We start from the raw sequence: 18,689 nt of genomic DNA, 5'->3' as shown, positions 1-18,689 counted from the left end.
CTGAGGCCTACGGCCGACCGAGTCCACCTCCGGCCCCCTCGGCCTCGGCGCCGAGGCGGGCGGGGTCGATGACGTCGAGGCGGGCGGTCGGGATCTCGTCCCACACCGTCGTGTAGCGCGGCGAGAGGAAGTCGCGGCGCATGCCCCAGGCCGGGCTCCGGCCGGCGTGGACGGCGCGGAGCTCGTCGGGCGTCCCCTGCGCGGCCGGCACGACGGCCGCCCGCCCGAACCGCCGCGCGATCCGGTCCATCGCCTCCATCAGCTCGGGCCGCTCGCGGACGGGCGCCTCGAACAGCGAGCCCTGCGACTGGCCCGCTGGGCCGAGCCCTGTGAGCATCACGCCGGCTTTTTTGTACCGCGGGGAGCCCACGCGGGAGGTCGCGAGCGCCGGCCCGACGAGCGACCGCGCGGCCCGGACGATCGCCAGCGTGTCGTTCGTCGCCGACGGCAGCTCGGTCATGGCCCGCCCGTGATGGACGGGGCGCGCGTGGGGCCCCGTCGTCACGAACGTCTCGACGGCCGACGCCGCCAGCCCCTCGCGTCGGAGCATCCGGGCCGCCGCCGCCGCGTGCATCGCCACGGCCTTCGCAATGAGCCCGGGATCCGTGAGCGGCGTGCCGAACATCCGGCTCCGCACGAGCGACCGGCGCGGCGGTGGCGCCTCGCCGAGCGGGAGGCACGAGACGCCCCGGAGCTCGAGCGCCGTCCGCAGCAGGACCACGTTGTAGCACCGACGAATGTCCCCGTCGTCCATCGCCGCGAGGTCGGCCGCCGACTGCGTCCCGCCGAGCGCCAGCCGCTTCGCCCACCGCCGCCCGACGCCCCAGACGTCCTCGACCGGCAGCGCGCCGAGGACGTCGTCGCGGTCGGGGTGCCGCCAGAAGCAGACGCACGGGACCGGCGCGTGCCGGGCGAACTCGCTCCCGACCTTCGCCAGCGTCTTCGTCTCGGCGATGGCGACGCGGACGGGGATGCGCGTCGCCCGCCACACGGCGTCGCGGATCTCGCGGGCGAGGGCCTCCAGACGCGTGGGCTCGTCCGGGTCCCTCGGGTCGGCGCGGAGGCCGAGGAAGGCCTCGTCGATCGAGTACCGCTCGACGTCGGGCGAGAACCGCTCCAGCACGCGGAGCAGGCGGTCCGACAGGTCGTGGTAGAGCGCGTAGTTCGAGCTGAACACGGCCACGTCGCGGGCCGCCAGCCGCTCGCGGATCTGGAAGTACGGCGCGCCCATCGGCACGCCGAGCGCCTTCGCCTCGGCGCTCCGCGCGATCACGCACCCGTCGTTGTTCGAGAGGACGACGACGGGCTCGTCTCGGAGGTCCGGTCGGAAGACCCGCTCGCACGAGCAGTAGAACGCGCTCGCGTCGACGAACGCGACGAGGCGGCGGGTCTCGGGACTCGCTCCGCCTCGATCCCGAGGCGGGCCGGGTGGAGGGAGGGCGCTCACCAGCGTCGGAGGAGGTTTCGGACCGTGTGCGTCACGACGCCGCAGACCACGAACTCCTCACCGTCTCCGGGCCGGATCTCGTGAAACGCGTGGGCCTCGTCTGGCAGCGGGTCCGGGGCGAGGTAGGCACCCCCGCGGTCTCGGCAGAACCGCTTGACCGTGTGCTCGCCCCCGACGAACGCCACGACGAGGTCGCCGGGGGCCGGCTCGCGCGCGGCGTCGATCACGAGGAGGTCGCCCGGCCAGATCCCCGCGCCGACCTCCGAGCGGCCCGTCGCTCGCACGAAGTACGTCTGCGGCTGGCCGGCCCCGACGAGCTCGTTCAGGCTCAGCTCGGCCTCGACGTAGTCCGAGGCGGGCGAGGGGAAGCCGGCCTCGCAGCCGTCGCGGAAGAGGGGGAACCGGACGTCGGGGCCGGGGAGGAGCGGCAGCGGCGCGGTCGTGGTCATGGGGAGGAGAGGGGAGACGGGGCCCGAAGCTGCGGCACGGAGGCTGACACCTCCGGCGTCAGGTGTGCGGAGTGTGTGACCCCTTGCGAGATGCCCTGTGTGCGGGGACGTGCCGTGGCTAGACTCCACGGGGACACAGATCGCACACGCTTATGCGCTGCCTCCTCCTGCCTGCCGTCGGCGTCGTTCTCGCGGGCGCTGCGATGGCCCAGACCCCAGACGACGGGTTCTTCGCACGCCGCGGCGACGTCGCGATCTCGGCCGGTGTCTTCGGGGCGGGCGGCGGCGGCATCAGCCACGTCGGCGCACGGTACTGGGCCTCCGACCGGGTCGCCCTGGGCGCCGAGGTGGGGGAGGCCACGCTCGACGTCGGCGACTCGGAGGCCGACACCCAGCGGTTCCCCTCGTACATGACCGCGACGCTCACGCAGAGCCCGAGCCTGTGGGCCGAGCGCCACATCGACACGCCTCTGCGCCCCGTGTCGCTGTTGGCCGGCCTCCGGGCCTACGGTGGGCTCCAGAGCCGCGATGCCTCGCGCTACCTCATGGCCTACGACTGCAGCGGCGATCCGTGCCGGCTCGTCGGGTTCTCGACGTCGGCGCGGGAGGAGGCCGTAACGGGTGGCCTCTCGGCGCTCCTCGGGTACGAGCTCCGGGTCTACGGCGGGCTCACGCTCGGCGTCATGTCCGAGGTCGGGGTGGCGAGGACGTCCGCCCGCCTCGTCGAACGTTGGGAGGACCGGGACCCGGAGCGCTCGGAGCGGGCGACGTGGCACACGGTCCGCGACGCCCGGATCCTCGTCTCGGTGTACCTGTAGCGTCTGCCGCCTGGCGAGTCGGTCCGCCTCGGGGCCTCCGCGGCGCGACCGAGGGCGGCGGAGCCGGGGGCCAGGCGTCGGTAGCTTTCGCTCCCCCCACGCGCACCCATGCCCGACCTCTCCGCCCGCGTCGACGCCCTCGGCCGGCTCCTCAACATCGCCGGCCGCCGCCAGCGGCTCGACGGGCTCAAGGCCCGCCGCCTCGAGCCCGGCTTCTGGGACGACCCCGAGGCCGCCGCCGGCGTCGAGCAGGAGATCTCCGCCGAGACCGACTGGGTCGACGCCTTCGACGCCGTGGCCGAGAAGCGCGACGACGTCGAGACCCTCAAGGAGATGCAGGCCGAGGTCGACGACGCCGACCTCGGCGCCGAGATCGAGCGGGAGGAGGCCGCGCTGGAGAAGGCGCTCGACGCGCTCGAGCTCCGCGGCATGCTCGCCGGTCCCGACGACCACCGGACGGCCATCCTCACCATCAACAGTGGGGCCGGCGGGACCGACGCCCAGGACTGGGCCGACATGCTCCTCCGCATGTACACCCGCTACGCCGAGCGCCACGGCTACAGCCCGACGCTTCTCGAGTACCAGGAGGGCGAGGAGGCCGGCATCAAGAGCGCCTCGCTCCGCGTCGACGGCCGGTTCGCCTACGGCTACCTCCGCGCCGAGAGCGGCGTCCACCGCCTCGTCCGGATCAGCCCGTTCGGCTCGGCCGACAAGCGGCAGACGTCGTTCGCGTCGGTCTTCGTCTACCCCGAGATCGACGACGCCATCGAGGTCGACATCAACCCGGCCGACCTCGAGCTCCAGACGTTCCGCTCGGGCGGGAAGGGCGGCCAGAACGTGAACAAGGTCGAGACCGGCGCCCGCTACGTCTGGACGGGCACGCTCTCGAACGGCCAGGAGGAGCGGGTCGTCGCCGAGTCGACGGAGCAGCGGAGCCAGCTCCAGAACCGCGACCGGGCCATGCAGATGCTGAAGTCGCGGATCTACGCGCTCGAGCAGGCCATCCGTGAGGCGGCCAAGGACGCCGAGGAGGCCGGGAAGAAAAAGATCGAGTGGGGCTCCCAGATCCGCTCGTACGTCTTCCAGCCCTACACGATGGTCAACGACCACCGGACGGAGGTCAAGGTCGGCGACGTGCAGGGCGTCATGGACGGCGACCTCGACGCGTTCATCAAGGCGTACCTCCTGCAGGAGACCGGCCGGGAGGTGGGCGGGTAAGGCGACACCGGGCCGGTCCACGACAGGGGCCGGAGCCTCGCCGAGGCGGGCCGCCTCGGGCTGCCGCCGGACCGAACCCAAATCTGCGTAGAGCGGAGAAACGGCGGAGCGAACGGGTCGCACTCGCGTAGGACGAAGCCCGCCGCTCCCACGCCCATGTCCCGCGCCGTCCTCCTCTTCGCCCTCCTCCTGACCCCGCTCGCCACGCTCGGCGCCGGCTGCGCCACCGGGTCGCCGGGCGGCCCGCCGGACGCGATGCTGGACCCGGTCCCCGACCAGTTCGAGGACGAGGCCGACTACCAGCGCCAGCGGGCCGAGACCGCAGCCGCCCTCGATGCGGCCATCGGCGACGCCGAAGCGACCGAGGTCACGGCGTGCCGCGTCGTGCCGACGAGCGAGCAGGCCTGCGGCGGGCCGACGACGTTCGCCGTGTACTCGGCCGAGGCCTCCGACGCGGCCGAGGTCGAGCGCCTCGCGGCCCGGCTCGTCGAGCTCGACAAGGTGGCGAACCGCCAGTTCGAGTACGCCTCGACGTGCATGGCCTACATTCCGCCGGAGCCCGTGCTTCGGGGCGGCCGGTGCGTCGCAGATCAATAGCCGGATCGCCGTCCACCGCTTGGGGTTAACCTCGGGGTACCCCCCCCCTGACCCATGCGGGATCGCTACGACTTCCTCGTCATCGGCTCCGGCGTCGCCGGGCTCTCGTTCGCCCTCCGCGCCGCCGCCCACGGAACGGTGTGCGTGGTGACGAAGAAGGAGTCGGCCGAGAGCAACACGAACTACGCCCAGGGCGGCATCGCGGCCGTCATGGACCCCGACGACGACGTCGAGGACCACGTCCAGGACACGCTCGTCGCCGGCGCCGGGCTCTGCCACGAGGACGTCGTGCGGATGGTGGTCGAAGAAGGGCCGGAGCGGATCCGCGACCTCATCGACCTCGGTGCCCAGTTCGACCGGGACCCCGACGGCGACCTTCATCTGGGACGGGAGGGAGGGCACTCTGCGGATCGGATCGTCCACGCGGAGGACATGACGGGCCGCGAGGTCGAGCGGGCCCTCCTCACGGCCGTGCGTCGGAGCGCGAACATCACGGTCCTCGAGTACCACTACGCCGTCAACCTCCTCACCGAGCACCAGCTCGGCGAAGAGACGGCGCCGGGCGACGACCTCCACTGCTTCGGCGCGTACGTGCTCGACAGCCAGACGGGCGTCGTCCACACGGTCCTGGCGAAGGCGACGCTCCTGGCGGCCGGCGGGGCGGGGCAGGTCTACCAACACACGACGAACCCGACCGTCGCGACCGGCGACGGGATCGCGATGGCGTACCGGGCGCGGGCCGTCGTCGCGAACATGGAGTTCATCCAGTTCCACCCGACGAGCCTCTACCTGCCCGGCGCCGACTTCGACGGGCGGAGCTTCCTCATCACCGAGGCCGTCCGCGGCGACGGCGGGCTCCTGACGAACCTGGCCGGCGAGCGGTTCATGCCGGCCTACGACGAGCGCGAGGAGCTCGCGCCCCGCGACGTCGTCGCCCGCGCCATCGACGACCAGATGAAGAAGCGCGGCGACGACCACGTCTGGCTCGACATCTCGCACAAGGACTCGGACGCGATCCTCGCCCACTTCCCGAACATCCAGGAGACGCTGCTGGAGCACGGCCTCGACATGACGGCCGGCCCGATCCCCGTCGTCCCGGCCGCGCACTACACGTGCGGCGGTGTCGTGGTCGACAAGGAGGGGCGGACGTCGATCGGCGGGCTCTTCGGGTGCGGCGAGGTCACGTGCTCGGGCCTCCACGGGGCCAACCGGCTCGCGTCGAACTCCATCCTCGAGGCGCTCGTCTACGCCCATCGCGCCGTCGGCCCGGCCCGCGCCTACGCCGAGGCGGCCGCGCACGAGGACCGGATCCCGGACTGGGACGAGTCGAACACGGAGAACCCGAGCGAGTGGATCCTCGTGTCGCACAACCGCGAGGAGCTCCGGCGCGTGATGCAGAGCTACGTCGGCATCGTGCGGAGCGAGCACCGGCTCGCGCGGGCGGCCCGGCGGATCGACCTGATCTACCGCGAGACCGAGGACTTCTACCAGCGGACGCGGATCTCGGCCGAGCTCTGCGAGCTCCGCAACCTCGCGGCCATCGCGCACCTCATCATCTCGTGCGCCCAGAGCCGGCACGAGAGCCGCGGGCTCCACACGATGGCCGACTTCCCCGAGACCGACCCGGCCCAGCGGCACGACACGCTCGTCAACGCGCCGGCCGTCTCGGTCGACGTCTCCGCGTGAGGGGGCGCCCCGAGTCGGTGGCCTCGGTCGCGCGGTGGGGGGCGTTGCTGGGGCTCGCCCTCGCCGGGTGCGCCGGCGGCGGCGCCGAGGCGCCCGCCTTCGCCAACCTCGGGGCCGACGCCGAGTACGTCGGCGCGGCGACCTGCGCGACGTGCCACGAGGACATCGCGGCGACGTACGCCTCGCACGGGATGGCGAACTCGATGTACAGGTTGACGGCCGCGACGCGAGTCGAGCCGGCACTGGACTCGGCGATCGTCGATCCCCACACCGGGTTCGAGTACCGGGTGATCGAAACGCCCGATGGCCTCGCCCAGGAAGAGCGCCAGGTGGCCGGCGACGGCACCGAGGTCGCCCGCCTCGTGCGCCCGATGGAGTGGGTCGTCGGCTCCGGCGACGCGGCGCGGACCTACTTCGCCCGGCGCGGCGACCGCCTCGTCGAGCTCCCCCTCACGTGGTACACCCAGGACGGCGGGCGGTGGGACTTCTCGCCGGGCTACCGCGCGTCGAACCCCCGCTTCGGGCGGACGATGCCGGACGGGTGCATGTCGTGCCACAACGCCGTGCCGGAGCGAGTCGAGGGCGTCGAGGACGCCTTCGTCGAGATCCCGGAGGGCATCGGGTGCGAGCGGTGCCATGGGCCGGGCTCGGTCCACGTCGAGGCCCGGCTCGCCAGCGACGGGCCGGCGGAGGGGCCGGACTCGACGATCGTCAACCCGAGGTGGCTGCCGATCGACCTCCGGCTCGACGTCTGCAGCCAGTGCCACCTCCACGCGACGGTCGACGTGCTCCGCCAGGGCGAGGACGCGTTCTCGTACCGCCCCGGCCGGCCTCTCTCGGCGCACGAGGCGCTGTTCGCCGTCCCGGGCATCGACGAAGGCGGGGAGGGGGTCGCCGTCGTGTCGCACGCCGCGCGGATGCAGGCGAGCGCGTGCTACCAGGGGTCGATCGCGACCGCGGCTCCGCTCGAGTGCGTGACGTGCCACGATCCGCACGAAGGCTTCGAGTCGCGCCCGGCCGGCTCTCGAAGCGCCGCCTGCCTCACGTGCCACGCCGACGGGCTCGCCGAGGCGGTCCCGGTTGCGCTCCGCCGCGAGCACGCCAAGACGATGGGCTGTGTCACCTGCCACATGCCTCGCGTCGAGGCCGACGACGCGCCTCACTCGTCGTTTACGGATCACTGGATCCGCGTCGTCCGCGGGCCGGTCCGTGGCGTCGAGCCGGAGGTCGGGCGCTCCGGCGTCGTGGCGCCGCTGGCGGCCCGGGATCGCGAGGGCGACGAGGGGGCCCTCACGGAAGGGATGGCCGCCGTCGCGCTCGGCGTGCGCCAGCAGCGTCAGGACCCGGTCGCCACTGGCGCGCAGTTTATCCGGATCGCCCTCGACCGACTCGATGCCGAGGCATGGCCCGACGCGCGCTTTTTGCTGGGCGTCGCGCTGTTGCAGGCCGGGCGGGCAGACGAGGCCGTCGGCCCACTCCGCGCCGCGGCCGAGGCGGCGACGCCGGCCACGCGCCCGCAGCGGCTGGAGACACTCGCCCGCGCCCTCGCCGACGCCGGGCGCTCTCAGCAGGCCGAGGCCATCTTTCGTCAGGCCGTCGACGCGCAGCCGCGGCGACCCGAGACGCACCGCGAACTCGGCCGGTTCGAGCTGGCCCAGAACCGCGCCGAGGCGGGCCGGGCGGCCCTCCGCGAAGCCGTCCGCCTCGACCCGTGGGACGCCGAGGCGCACCTTCTCCTGGGAATCGCGGAGGCGGCCGACGGGGGGGAGGGCACAGACGCGTGGCGCGAGGCCGTCCGCCTTGACCCCGAGCTGGCCGCGGTCGTGTCGTCCGGCGTGCGCGTCGAGGCGGGCGAGGTCGAGCCGTTGTGGACGGCACAGAAGGCGTTCGGCTGGCCGGCCTCGGCCCCGCTCGAACCAAACGCGTCGGTCGTCGTCTACTCCACCTCGGGCGGTGCGCTCGCGCGTGGGACCTGGGGCGACGTCGCGCGGCGGCTGGGCTCCGGCGTGGTCGTCGTCTCGGCCGGCGGGAGCGTCCGGCGGGTGGCCGTCGTGCGCGATCGGGCCGCGACATAACGCATTATGCACACGAAACGCCGGATCTGAGGGGGGGTGGAGGCGTTGACGGGATTGCGACGCCCGAGCCCCGGCCGTACCTTTCCGGTGCTCCTTCGCGGAGCGTGCGAGGGGAGGTGGGATTCCTGCCTCCCGTTGTTTTTGGCGCCTCGCCCGGGTCTCAGCCCCGGCCGGCCGCCCGAGCGACGCCCGTTCCGCCGAACGGGCGTTTTCCGTCTCCCCCCGTTCCGCTCCTGACCGTGCCCGCCCCGCCCCCCGCCACCGACGCCCTGGCCGACCGCGTCCGCGCGCTCGCCGAGGAGGCCGCCGCCGACACCGACCTGTTCGTGGTCGGCGTCGAGGTTCGGGGCTTCCAGGGCAGCCGGGTGGTCGAGGTCTTCGCCGACAGCGAGGACGGGGCCGGGTCCGACGACCTCGCGTCGCTGAGCCGCTCGCTGTCGTTCCTCCTTGACACCGAGGACCTCGTCAAGGGCCGGTACCGCCTCGACGTCTCGACGCCCGGCGCCGACCGGCCTCTCGCCGACCGTCGCCAGTACGCGAAGCACGTCGGGCGGACGCTGGCGGTCACGTTCGAGGACGGGGAGGACCAGCTCCTGACCGCCCAGGGCGAACTGCTCTCGGTCGACGCCGACGCCCTCGAGCTCGACGGCCACACGGCCCCCATCCCCTTCGACTCCATCCGCGAGGCCCGCGTGACGCTACCCTGGTAGCGCCGCGTCTCCCGATCAACTCCGACCTATGCAAAGCACCGTCCTCGTCTCCTCCTTCGCCGAGATCGCGCGCGAGAAGGACATCGACCGCGACACGCTCCAGGTCATCATCGAGGACGTGTTCCGCGCGATGATCAAGAAGCGCTACGGGGCCGACGACCCCGAGGCGTTCCAGATCATCTTCAACCCCGACAACGGCGACTACCAGATCCTCCACGTCCGCGAGGTGGTCGAGGACTACGACCTCGAGGACCCGGTCACCCAGATCGAGTGGGCCGACGCCGTCGCGATCGACGAGGAGTACGACATCGAGGACGAGGTCGCCGTCCAGATCCAGATCGAGGACTTCGGGCGCCGGGCCGTCCAGGCCGCGCTCCAGACGTTCCGCCAGCGGATCCGCGACATCGAGAAGGAGAACATCTACCGCGAGTACTCCGAGCTCATCGACGAGATCGTCGTCGGCGAGATCTACCAGACGCGCCGCCGCGAGGTGCTCGTGCTCCACAACAAGACGGAGCTCGTGCTGCCCCGGCCGGAGCAGATCCAGAAGGACCGCTACCGGAAGGGCGACATGCTCCGCGCCGTCGTCCTCGACGTCGACCGCGACGCGGGCTCGTCGCCGCAGGTCATCATCAGCCGCGTGGCGCCCGTGTTCATCGAGCGCCTCTTCGAGCTCGAGGTGCCCGAGATCTACGACGGCATCATCGAGATCAAGAAGATCGTCCGGCTCCCCGGCGAGCGCGCCAAGATGGCCGTGATCTCCCACGACGACCGCGTCGACCCCGTCGGGGCCTGCGTCGGCGTCAAGGGCAGCCGCATCCACGCCGTCGTGCGCGAGCTGGGCGGCGAGAACATCGACGTCGTGCCGTGGACGAACGACACGATCGAGTTCATCAAGCGCTCGCTCGCCCCGGCCAAGCCGATCGCCGTGGAGCTCAACGACGACCTCGATCCGCCGCGCGCTCGCGTGACGGTCCCGGCCGACGAGGTCTCAATGGCCATCGGCCGTGGCGGCCAGAACATCCGGCTCGCCTCGATGCTCACCGGCTACGAGCTCGACGTCTATCGCGACATCAAGTCGGACGAGGAGGACGTCGACATCGACGAGTTCTCGGACGCCATCCCGCCGGAGATCATCCAGCGCCTCAAGGACATCGGCTGCGACACGGCCAAGGCCGTGCTCGAGCTCCAGCCCTCGGAGCTCGCGCGCCGGACCGAGCTCACCGAGGAGCAGGCCCAGAAGATCACCTGGCTCATGGAGGCCGAGTTCGAGCGCGACCCCGAGGCGGAGGTCGACGCCGCCGGCGCCCGGGCCGAGACCCTCGCCGACCTCGCCACGGACGACGCGACGGTCGACGCCGACCTGGAGGCCACCTCCGACGACCTCGGCGCCGACGCCGACGAGGTGACCGACGACGAGATCGTCGCCGAGGGCGATGCCTCGTCCAGCGCCGCGGACCCCGACGACGCGGCCGACGACGCCGAGACGTTTACCGAGGCGGACGGACAGGAGGACGAGCCTTCCGAGGCGGAGGCCTCCGAGGACGCCGACGAGCCAGTCACCGACCCCCCCTCCGCCTAACCGCGCCGCCCGACTCGCGTCGGGCACCCTAGATTTCCGACGGCTCTGCCGTCCCCCCCCAACGCCCACCGAATGCCCGCCCGTAGACGCCGTTCCGATCAGCCGAAGCGCGTCCAGCTCTTCAAGGCCTCCCGCGAGCTCAACATCGCGACCGACACCATCGTGTCGGCGCTGAAGGACCGTGGGTTCGAGCTCGACGACAAGTTGGCGGCCGGCGACCCGAACGCCCGGCTCGACCCGGAGATGCACGACGCCCTCATCGAGGCGTACTCCGACGACGCCGACGCCAAGGCCCGCGTCCGTGAGCGCCGCCAGCAGATCGCGGCGGAGGAAGCCGACGAGACGCCGGAGCCGACGCCCGCGCCGGTCGCCGAGGCGAAGCCGGAGCCGGTCGCCCCGGCCGAGCCCGTCATCCAGCCGCCGCCGAAGCCGGAGCCGGTCGCGCCCGCCGAGCCCGTCGTCGAGACGGCCCCGGCGCCCGAGCCGGCCCCGGAGCGGGCGCCCGAGCCGGTCGCCGAGACCACGGCGCCCGAGCCGGCCGCCGAAGCGGAGGCCGAGCCCACAGCGACGAAGGCCGAGGCGGAGCCGCCGAAGACCGCCGAGCCGGTCGCCGAGGCCGAGGGGGCGACGTCTGCCGAGACCAAGGCGGCCGAGGCCCCGAAGGCCGAGGCCGCTACGGTTGACGCGTCGACGCCTGAGCCCAGCGAGCCGACGGCCGAGGCGACGGAGCCCGCCTCGGGCACCGAGACGGCCGAGCCGACCGCCGAGGCGAAGAAAGTCGGCGAGCTCGACGCCTCCGAGCCCTCGCCCGAGGCCGACCAGGGCGGCGTCGTCCGCGCCAACCGCTACGGCCTGACGGGCACCAAGGTGCTCGGCAAGATCGACATCTCCGGCCTCGAGACCGGCCGCCGGCGCAAGCGCAAGCGGAACAACGACGCGGCCGAGACCGCCCCTCCGGCGCCGGGCGCCAAGGACGGCGGCAAGCCGACGCGCACCAAGAAGGGCAAGAAGGGGCGCAAGGGCGTCAGCCAGGACGAGGTCCAGAAGAACGTCCAGGAGACGCTCCAGAAGGCGTCCGGCGGCGGCTCCAAGCGGACCCGCCAGAAGCGCCGCCGCGCCCGCCGCGACGAGCGCGCCGCGATCCGCGAGGCCCGCCAGCAGGAGCTGCTCGAGCAGGCCCAGGTCCTCCGGGTCATGGAGTTCATCTCGACGGGCGACCTCGCCGAGGCCATGAACGTGCCCGTCAACGAGGTCATCTCGAAGGGCTTCGGGCTCGGCATGATGGTCTCCATCAACCAGCGCCTCGACGCCGACTCCATCACGCTCCTCGCCGACGAGTTCGACTACGAGGTCGAGTTCATGGAGGACGTGGAGGAAGAGCTCGACCTGGGCGAGGAGGACGCCGAGGAGGACCTCGTCTCCCGCCCGCCGATCGTGACCATCATGGGCCACGTCGACCACGGCAAGACGTCGCTCCTCGACTACATCCGGCAGGCCAACGTGGTCGCGGGCGAGGCCGGCGGCATCACGCAGCACATCGGCGCCTACCAGATCACGACCGACGAGGACAAGCAGATCACGTTCCTCGACACGCCGGGCCACGAGGCGTTCACCGCGATGCGCGCCCGTGGCGCCCAGGTCACCGACCTCGTCATCGTCGTCGTTGCCGCCGACGACGAGGTGATGCCGCAGACGATCGAGGCCATCAACCACAGCCGCGCCGCCGAGGTGCCGATGGTCGTCGCGATCAACAAGATCGACCGGCCGACGGCCAACCCGGACAAGATCATGGCCCAGCTCGCCGAGCAGGGCGTTCAGGTCGAGCAGTACGGGGGCAAGGTCCAGTGCGAGCTGATCTCGGCCCTCAACGGGACGAACGTCGACTCGCTCCTCGAGAAGGTCCAGCTCGAAGCCGACCTCCTCGAGCTCACGGCCAACCCCGACCGCTACGGCATCGGCACGGTCGTCGAGTCCCGCCTGGACAAGGGCCGCGGCGTCGTCGCGACCGTCCTCGTCCAGAACGGCACGCTCGAAGAGGGCGACGCCTACGTCGTCGGCCTCACGTCCGGCCGCGTCCGGGCGATGTTCAACGAGCGCGACGAGCGCGTGAAGGTGGCCGGCCCGTCGACGCCGGTCCAGGTCCTCGGCCTCAGCTCGGCGCCCGACGTGGGCGACCGGCTCATCGTGATGGAGGAGGAGCGCGAGGCGCGCGAGATCGCCTCGAAGCGCCAGCAGCTCATCCGCGAGCAGACGCTCCACCAGCGCCGCCACGTGACGCTGGCCGACCTCAGCCGGAAGATCAAGCTGGAGGGCATCACGAACCTCAACATCGTCGTCAAGGGCGACGTGGGCGGTTCGGTCGAGGCTCTCTCGGACGCGCTCCTCAAGCTGTCGAACGAGGAGGTCGCCGTGCAGATCGTCCACTCGGGCGTCGGCGCGATCACCGAGTCCGACGTGATGCTGGCGGTCGCCTCCGACGCCGTCATCATCGGCTTCCAGGTCCGCCCGGTGGCCGGCGTCCGCGCCATCGCCGAGCGCGAGGAGATCGACATCCAGCTCTACTCCGTCATCTACGACGCCATCGAGGACGTCCGCGACGCGCTCGAGGGGCTCTTGGAGCCGGAGGAGAAGGAGACCGTCACGTCGACCGTCGAGGTCCGCGAGACGTTCAAGGCCCCGAAGGTGGGCACGATCGCCGGCTCGTACGTCGTCGAAGGCAAGGTCGGGCGGGACGACAAGCTCCGGATCGTCCGCGACGGCGTGGTCATCTACCAGGGCGTGATCGACACGCTCCGCCGGTTCAAGGACGACGTCAAGGAGGTCGCCGCTGGCTACGAGTGCGGCATCACGGTCAAGAACTACAACGACATCAAGGTCGGCGACCAGTTCGAGACGTTCGTCGTCACCGAGGAGAAGCGGAAGCTCGCCGTTTAGAGGAGCCGTGGGCTGAGGGGACTGGGGGACTCGGGTCTTCAGTCCCCGTAGTCCCGGGTCCCCCAGTCCCCCCTTTCCCATGTCCATTCGCACCGACCGCGTCGGCCGCATGATCCAGCGCGAGGTGGCCGACCTCCTCCAGCAGGACTTCGGCGAGACCAGCCAGTCGCTCGTGACCGTGACCGGCGTCCGCATGACGGACGACCTGGGGACGGCCTACGTCGACGTCTCGGTCCTCGGCGCCGACGACCGCCAGCGGAAGGCGGCCATCGCCCGGCTCGACGCCCAGTCGTCCGAGATCCGCCACGCGCTCTCGGCCCGGATCCGCCACCAGCTCAAGCGGATGCCCGAGCTCCGATTCTTCCTCGACGACGGCCCGCAGCGCCGCGCGCGTATGGACGAGCTGTTCGCCCAGATCGCCGCCGACCGCGACGAGTCCGGCTCGGAGGCCGCCGGGGCCGACGACGAGGCGCCGTCCCGCGGCGAGTACTAGGCGTGGCGGACGACCTCCGCATCGTGACCGAGGCGGCCGGCCTCGGCGACCCCGTCGAGCCGGCCGCGATCCTCGTCGACAAGCCGCAGGGGCTGACGTCGTTCGGCGTCGTCAAGAAGGTCCGCTGGGCGCTCGGCGTCAAGAAAGTGGGCCACGCGGGCACGCTCGACCCGATGGCGACCGGCCTCCTCATCGTCCTCGTCGGGCGCGAGGCGACGCGCCAGCAGGACCGGTTCATGGGCCTGCCCAAGGCCTACACCGCGACCGTCCGCCTCGGGCAGACGACGGCGACGTACGACGCGGACTCCGAGGTGGAGACTGAGACCGACGCGTCGCGCGTCACGGACGGCCAGATCGAGACGGCGCTCGGCGACTTCCGGGGCGACATCCTCCAGCGCCCACCGATCTACTCGGCCATCAAGAAGGGCGGCGAGCGGCTCTACAAAAAGGCCCGTCGTGGCGAGGAGGTCGAGATCGAGCCGCGCCCGACGACGGTCTACGCGTTCGACGTGCTCGATCGCCGGGGCGACGACCTCGACGTCCGCGTCGAGTGCTCGAAGGGGACGTACGTCCGCTCGCTGGCGCACGACCTCGGGCAGGCGCTCGGCGTCGGCGGGCACCTCGTGGCGCTCCGGCGCGAGGCGATCGGGCCGTTCGAGGCGCGCGAGGCGTTCGGCCTCGACGCCCTCGTCGAAGCGGCGCGCGGCCCGGAAGCTCTCCGCGACGCATGACGCGCGAGCACGGCGACGCGCTCACGCCGAACCCCGGCTCGGTCGTCACGACCGGCACGTTCGACGGGGTCCACCTCGGGCACCAGGCCATCGTCCGCTACCTCGTCCAGCGCGCCCGCGAGGTCGGCGGCGTGCCTACGGTCGTCACGTTCGACCCGCACCCCCGCGAGGTTCTGACCGGCCACCACATCCCGCTCCTGACGACGCTCGACGAGCGGGCCGACGCCCTCGAGGCGCTCGGCGTGGAGCGGTTCGTGGTGGTCCCGTTCTCGCGCGACCTCTCGCTCCTCGAGCCCGAGGACTACGTCGCCGACGTGCTGGTGAACGGGGTCGGGATGCGAGAGATCGTGATCGGCTACGACCACCGGTTCGGGCGGAAGGCGCGGGGCGACCGGGCGCTGCTGGAGCGGCTGGCGGACGACCTCGGCTTCACCGTCGACGTGATCCCGGAGCAGATCGAGGACGACGTGACCGTCTCCTCGACCGAGATCCGGCGCCTGCTAGCGGAGGTCGGAGACGCCGAGCGGGCGTCGCACCTGCTGGGCCGGCCGTACCGGGTCGTCGGGGCCGTCGTCCGTGGAGACCAGCGGGGGCGCCAGATCGGGTACCCCACGGCGAACGTCCAGCCGGCCGAGCCGCGCAAGCTCGTCCCGGCCCTCGGCGTCTACGCCGTCCGCGCCACCCTCGCCGACGGCACCGAGGCGGGCGGGATGATGAACGTCGGACGGCGCCCGACCTTCGAAACGGACGGCGCGCGGACGATCGAGGTCCACCTGTTCGACACCGACCTGGACCTCTACGGCCAGCGCCTCGCGGTCGACGTGCTCGCCCGGCTCCGGGACGAGCAGCGGTTCGACGGGATCGACGCGCTGGCGGCCCAACTCGGGCGGGACGCCGAGGCCGCGCGAGACGTGCTCGGCGGGGCGGGATCGGGCCTGGATGGGCCGGCCTCGTGAAGCTCCCGCAGAGGCCGAATCCCCCCTGAGCCCCCTAGTTTGAGCGCTCACACGACTGTCCGCCCCACTCCCGATCGACCGGGGCGACGGTCTTCTCCCGCATCGCAGATCGGCAGAGGATCGACATGATCACGAAAGACCAGAAGCAGAGCATCGTGGAGACCCACGGTGCCGGCGCCCAGGACACCGGCAAGCCGGAGGTCCAGATCGCCATCTTCACCGCCCGCATCAACGACCTGACGGAGCACCTCAAGAGCCACACGAAGGACCACGCGTCCCGGCTGGGCCTGCTCAAGATGGTCGGCAAGCGGCGCCGGCTGCTCGCCTACCTCCGCGACACAGACATCGAGCGCTACCGCGCCATCGTCGCGGAACTCGGCCTCCGGCGCTAACCGTCTCGGCGGCGTCCCAACGCGGGGCGCCGCCGTTTTTCTTCGCCCCCGCCTCGGCAGCGCCGCGGGCGGACCCGGGCGGAGGCTTCGCGCGCGACGGCCCGCCCCGGCAATCGGTTCTCCGCGGCGCCCGCCAAGGCTCTTGATGAGCCGCCGGCCCGGCGCCCCCGAGAACGGATTCCCGGACCCGGGGCCGGAGCGCATCGCATCACTAGGGCCCGAACGAGACCGGCCCGCACAACCCACCCCCCTCTCATGGCAGCACCCCAAGCCATCACCCAGACCATCGAGGTCGGCGGCAAGACCCTGACGCTCGAGACCGGCAAGCTGGCCAAGCAGGCCGACGGCGCCGTCGTCACGACGCTCGGCGAGACCGTCACGCTCTCGACGGCCGTCACCGACAAGAAGGCCAAGGACGGCCAGCACTTCTTCCCGCTGACCGTCGACTACCGCGAGCGGTTCTCCGCCAAGGGCGCCTTCCCCGGCGGCTTCTTCAAGCGCGAGGGCCGGCCGACCGACAAGGAGACGCTGACGTCCCGCCTCATCGACCGGACCATCCGCCCGCTCTTCCCGGACGGGTTCCGGAACGAGGTCCAGGTCCTCAACTACGTCCTCTCCGCCGACGAGGAGGTCGACGGCGACGTCGTCGCGGGCATCGGCTCGTCGGCCGCGCTCAGCCTCTCCGGCTCGCCCTTCGACGGCCCCACCGCGCACGTCCGCGTCGGCCGCGTGAACGGCGAGTTCGTCCTGTTCCCGACCGTCGCCGAGCGCGCCGAGTCCGACTTCGACCTGATCGTCGCCGGCAAGGCCGACGCGATCGCGATGGTCGAGGGCGAGATGGACGAGGTCTCGGAGGACGACATGGTCGCCGCGCTCGAGTTCGGGTTCGACGCCATCAAGACGATCGTCGCCGGGATCAACGAGTTCGTCGGCAAGCGGAACGACGCCCACGGGGCGCCCGAGCCGCTCGAGTACAAGACGGTGGCCCCGGCCGACGACCTCGTCGCCCAGGTCTACGAGAAGATCAAGGGCGACGTCGACACGATCCTCCGCGCCGAGGAGTACGACAAGGCCACGTTCTACGGCGGCGTCGCCGACGTCCGCGACAAGCTCATCGACGAGATGTTCGGCTACGACGTCGAGTCGGGCGGCGGCGAGGACGTCGAGGACACGGAGGCCGGCGGCGGCGAGTTCGCCCCGCGCGCGCTCCGCGAGACGACCGACGACGGCTACACCATCTCCGACGTCAAGGAGGCGTTCAAGGCCGCCGAGAGCAAGGTCATGCGCGAGATGATCCTCGAGGAGGGCCGCCGTCTCGACGGCCGCGGCAAGGAGGACGTCCGCGACATCTGGACCGAGGTCGACTACCTCCCGAAGGTCCACGGCTCGGCCGTGTTCACGCGGGGCGAGACGCAGGCGCTCGTCATGGTCACGCTCGGCACCGGCCGCGACGTCCAGGCGGTCGACCAGCTCTTCGACCAGGTCGACAAGCGGTTCTACCTCCACTACAACTTCCCGCCGTTCTCGGTCGGCGAGACGCGGTTCCTCCGCGGCCCCTCGCGGCGGGAGATCGGCCACGGCATGCTGGCCGAACGCGCGCTGGCCAAGATGATGCCGGGCGAGCAGGAGTTCCCCTACACCGTCCGCATCATCTCCGACGTCCTCGAGTCGAACGGGTCGTCGTCGATGGCGACGGTCTGCGGCGGCTCGATGGCCCTCATGGCGGCCGGCGTCCCGGTCGAGAAGCCGGTCGCGGGCATCGCGATGGGCCTCATCGCCGACGGCGACCGGATCGCGGTCCTGAGCGACATCCTGGGGACCGAGGACCACCTCGGCGACATGGACTTCAAGCTCTGCGGCACGCGGGACGGCATCACCGCCTGCCAGATGGACATCAAGATCGACGGCCTCCAGATGTCGACGATGCGCGAGGCGCTCGAGCAGGCCAAGCAGGGCCGCGAGCACATCCTCGACCGGATGGCCGAGACGATCTCCGAGCCCCGCGAGGACATCTCGCCGAACGCCCCGCGCCTCATCCAGGTCGTCATCGACCAGGACTTCATCGGCGCCATCATCGGGCCCGGCGGCAAGATCATCAAGGGGATCCAGGCCGACACCGGCGCCTCGATCGACATCGACGAGCGCGACGGGAAGGGCTACGTGACGGTCGCCGCCCCGAACATGGACTCGGCCTACGCGGCCGTCGACATCATCCGGGGCATCGTGACGCAGCCGGAGGTCGGGGAGAACTACACCGGCACGGTCAAGAACCTGCTGCCCTTCGGCGCGATCCTCGAGATCATGCCGGGCAAGGAGGCCATGCTCCACGTCTCCGAGATCTCGCACGGCTACGTCGACGACCCGGCCGACGAGATGCAGGTCGGCGACAAGCTGGAGGTCCAGCTCATCGAGATCCGCGACGGCGGAAAGCTCCGCGTGAGCCGCAAGCCGTTCCTCCCGGAGCCCACCGAGGAGGAGAAGGAGGAGATGCGCAAGCGGTCCTCCAACCGGAGCAGCAACGGCGGTGGCAATGGCGGCGGCGGTGGTCGCGGCCGCGGCCGTGGCCGGCGCAACTAGCGCCCGCTCCCCGCTGGCGGCGAC

General features: G+C 71.9%; 15 protein-coding genes. 13 read left to right on the top strand and 2 right to left on the bottom strand.

The window, feature by feature from the left end:
* Nucleotides 1-7: 7 nt before the first annotated feature.
* Nucleotides 8-1,447: a Y-family DNA polymerase gene (locus BSZ37_RS15120; RefSeq protein WP_095511355.1), complete on the bottom strand. Its 1,440-nt coding sequence runs from the start codon at nt 1,445-1,447 to the stop codon at nt 8-10.
* Complete coding sequence (locus tag BSZ37_RS15115; RefSeq protein ID WP_095511354.1) at nt 1,444-1,896, bottom strand: LexA family protein; 453 nt, start codon at nt 1,894-1,896, stop codon at nt 1,444-1,446. The genes BSZ37_RS15120 and BSZ37_RS15115 overlap by 4 nt, the downstream gene beginning before the upstream one ends.
* 152 nt (nt 1,897-2,048) lie before the next feature.
* On the opposite strand from BSZ37_RS15115, the gene BSZ37_RS15110 reads away from it, so the two are divergent.
* The 13 genes from BSZ37_RS15110 to BSZ37_RS15050 all read left to right on the top strand — a co-directional run bounded on the left by BSZ37_RS15110 (nt 2,049) and on the right by BSZ37_RS15050 (nt 18,665).
* Entirely contained in the window at nt 2,049-2,714 is a 666-nt protein-coding gene (locus BSZ37_RS15110; protein WP_095511353.1) for a hypothetical protein, read from the top strand.
* Nucleotides 2,715-2,822: 108 nt separating this feature from the next.
* A complete protein-coding gene (prfB, locus tag BSZ37_RS15105) occupies nt 2,823-3,932 on the top strand; it encodes a peptide chain release factor 2 (RefSeq protein WP_095511352.1) in 1,110 nt (369 codons plus the stop codon).
* Between the two features lie 156 nt (nt 3,933-4,088).
* Nucleotides 4,089-4,529, top strand: coding sequence for a hypothetical protein (locus BSZ37_RS15100; RefSeq protein WP_095511351.1), 441 nt, complete (start codon nt 4,089-4,091; stop codon nt 4,527-4,529).
* Between the two features lie 54 nt (nt 4,530-4,583).
* On the top strand, nt 4,584-6,215 hold the full coding sequence (gene nadB / locus BSZ37_RS15095; protein WP_095511350.1) for an L-aspartate oxidase: 1,632 nt from the start codon (nt 4,584-4,586) through the stop codon (nt 6,213-6,215).
* Nucleotides 6,212-8,290, top strand: coding sequence for a cytochrome c3 family protein (locus BSZ37_RS15090; protein WP_143537678.1), 2,079 nt, complete (start codon nt 6,212-6,214; stop codon nt 8,288-8,290). Before nadB ends, BSZ37_RS15090 begins: the two co-directional genes overlap by 4 nt.
* 239 nt (nt 8,291-8,529) lie before the next feature.
* Nucleotides 8,530-9,000 carry a ribosome maturation factor RimP gene (locus tag BSZ37_RS15085; protein ID WP_218830522.1) on the top strand — a complete coding sequence of 157 codons (471 nt, stop codon included), beginning with the start codon at nt 8,530-8,532 and terminating at the stop codon, nt 8,998-9,000.
* A gap of 28 nt (nt 9,001-9,028) precedes the next feature.
* A complete protein-coding gene (gene nusA, locus BSZ37_RS15080) occupies nt 9,029-10,582 on the top strand; it encodes a transcription termination factor NusA (protein ID WP_179299669.1) in 1,554 nt (517 codons plus the stop codon).
* 72 nt (nt 10,583-10,654) lie between these two features.
* On the top strand, nt 10,655-13,516 hold the full coding sequence (infB, locus tag BSZ37_RS22695; RefSeq protein ID WP_095511348.1) for a translation initiation factor IF-2: 2,862 nt from the start codon (nt 10,655-10,657) through the stop codon (nt 13,514-13,516).
* A 79-nt stretch (nt 13,517-13,595) separates the two neighbouring features.
* The gene (rbfA, locus tag BSZ37_RS15070) at nt 13,596-14,009 is read left to right on the top strand and encodes a 30S ribosome-binding factor RbfA (protein WP_095511347.1); all 414 of its coding nucleotides are present in this window, start codon (nt 13,596-13,598) and stop codon (nt 14,007-14,009) included.
* Between the two features lie 2 nt (nt 14,010-14,011).
* Nucleotides 14,012-14,740 carry a tRNA pseudouridine(55) synthase TruB gene (gene truB, locus BSZ37_RS15065; RefSeq protein WP_143537677.1) on the top strand — a complete coding sequence of 243 codons (729 nt, stop codon included), beginning with the start codon at nt 14,012-14,014 and terminating at the stop codon, nt 14,738-14,740.
* A complete protein-coding gene (locus tag BSZ37_RS15060) occupies nt 14,737-15,696 on the top strand; it encodes a bifunctional riboflavin kinase/FAD synthetase (protein ID WP_095511345.1) in 960 nt (319 codons plus the stop codon). Before truB ends, BSZ37_RS15060 begins: the two co-directional genes overlap by 4 nt.
* A 125-nt stretch (nt 15,697-15,821) precedes the next feature.
* Nucleotides 15,822-16,088 carry a 30S ribosomal protein S15 gene (rpsO, locus tag BSZ37_RS15055; RefSeq protein WP_095511344.1) on the top strand — a complete coding sequence of 89 codons (267 nt, stop codon included), beginning with the start codon at nt 15,822-15,824 and terminating at the stop codon, nt 16,086-16,088.
* Between the two features lie 255 nt (nt 16,089-16,343).
* The gene (locus BSZ37_RS15050) at nt 16,344-18,665 is read left to right on the top strand and encodes a polyribonucleotide nucleotidyltransferase (RefSeq protein ID WP_095511343.1); all 2,322 of its coding nucleotides are present in this window, start codon (nt 16,344-16,346) and stop codon (nt 18,663-18,665) included.
* Nucleotides 18,666-18,689 lie beyond the last annotated feature (24 nt).

It is taken from the genome of Rubrivirga marina (genome assembly GCF_002283365.1).
GTDB lineage: Bacteria > Bacteroidota > Rhodothermia > Rhodothermales > Rubricoccaceae > Rubrivirga > Rubrivirga marina.
Note: the sequence above shows the minus strand (reverse complement) of the source record. Positions and strands in the feature narration are given on the sequence as shown.

Bases quoted from the DNA above. Each gene is read 5' to 3' on its own strand.
- BSZ37_RS15115 (WP_095511354.1), bottom strand. From the start codon at position 1,896: ATGACCACGACCGCGCCGCTGCCGCTCCTCCCCGGCCCCGACGTCCGG.
- BSZ37_RS15110 (WP_095511353.1), top strand. From the start codon at position 2,049: ATGCGCTGCCTCCTCCTGCCTGCCGTCGGCGTCGTTCTCGCGGGCGCT.
- prfB (WP_095511352.1), top strand. From the start codon at position 2,823: ATGCCCGACCTCTCCGCCCGCGTCGACGCCCTCGGCCGGCTCCTCAAC.
- BSZ37_RS15100 (WP_095511351.1), top strand. From the start codon at position 4,089: ATGTCCCGCGCCGTCCTCCTCTTCGCCCTCCTCCTGACCCCGCTCGCC.
- nadB (WP_095511350.1), top strand. From the start codon at position 4,584: ATGCGGGATCGCTACGACTTCCTCGTCATCGGCTCCGGCGTCGCCGGG.
- nusA (WP_179299669.1), top strand. From the start codon at position 9,029: ATGCAAAGCACCGTCCTCGTCTCCTCCTTCGCCGAGATCGCGCGCGAG.
- infB (WP_095511348.1), top strand. From the start codon at position 10,655: ATGCCCGCCCGTAGACGCCGTTCCGATCAGCCGAAGCGCGTCCAGCTC.
- rbfA (WP_095511347.1), top strand. From the start codon at position 13,596: ATGTCCATTCGCACCGACCGCGTCGGCCGCATGATCCAGCGCGAGGTG.
- BSZ37_RS15060 (WP_095511345.1), top strand. From the start codon at position 14,737: ATGACGCGCGAGCACGGCGACGCGCTCACGCCGAACCCCGGCTCGGTC.
- rpsO (WP_095511344.1), top strand. From the start codon at position 15,822: ATGATCACGAAAGACCAGAAGCAGAGCATCGTGGAGACCCACGGTGCC.
- BSZ37_RS15050 (WP_095511343.1), top strand. From the start codon at position 16,344: ATGGCAGCACCCCAAGCCATCACCCAGACCATCGAGGTCGGCGGCAAG.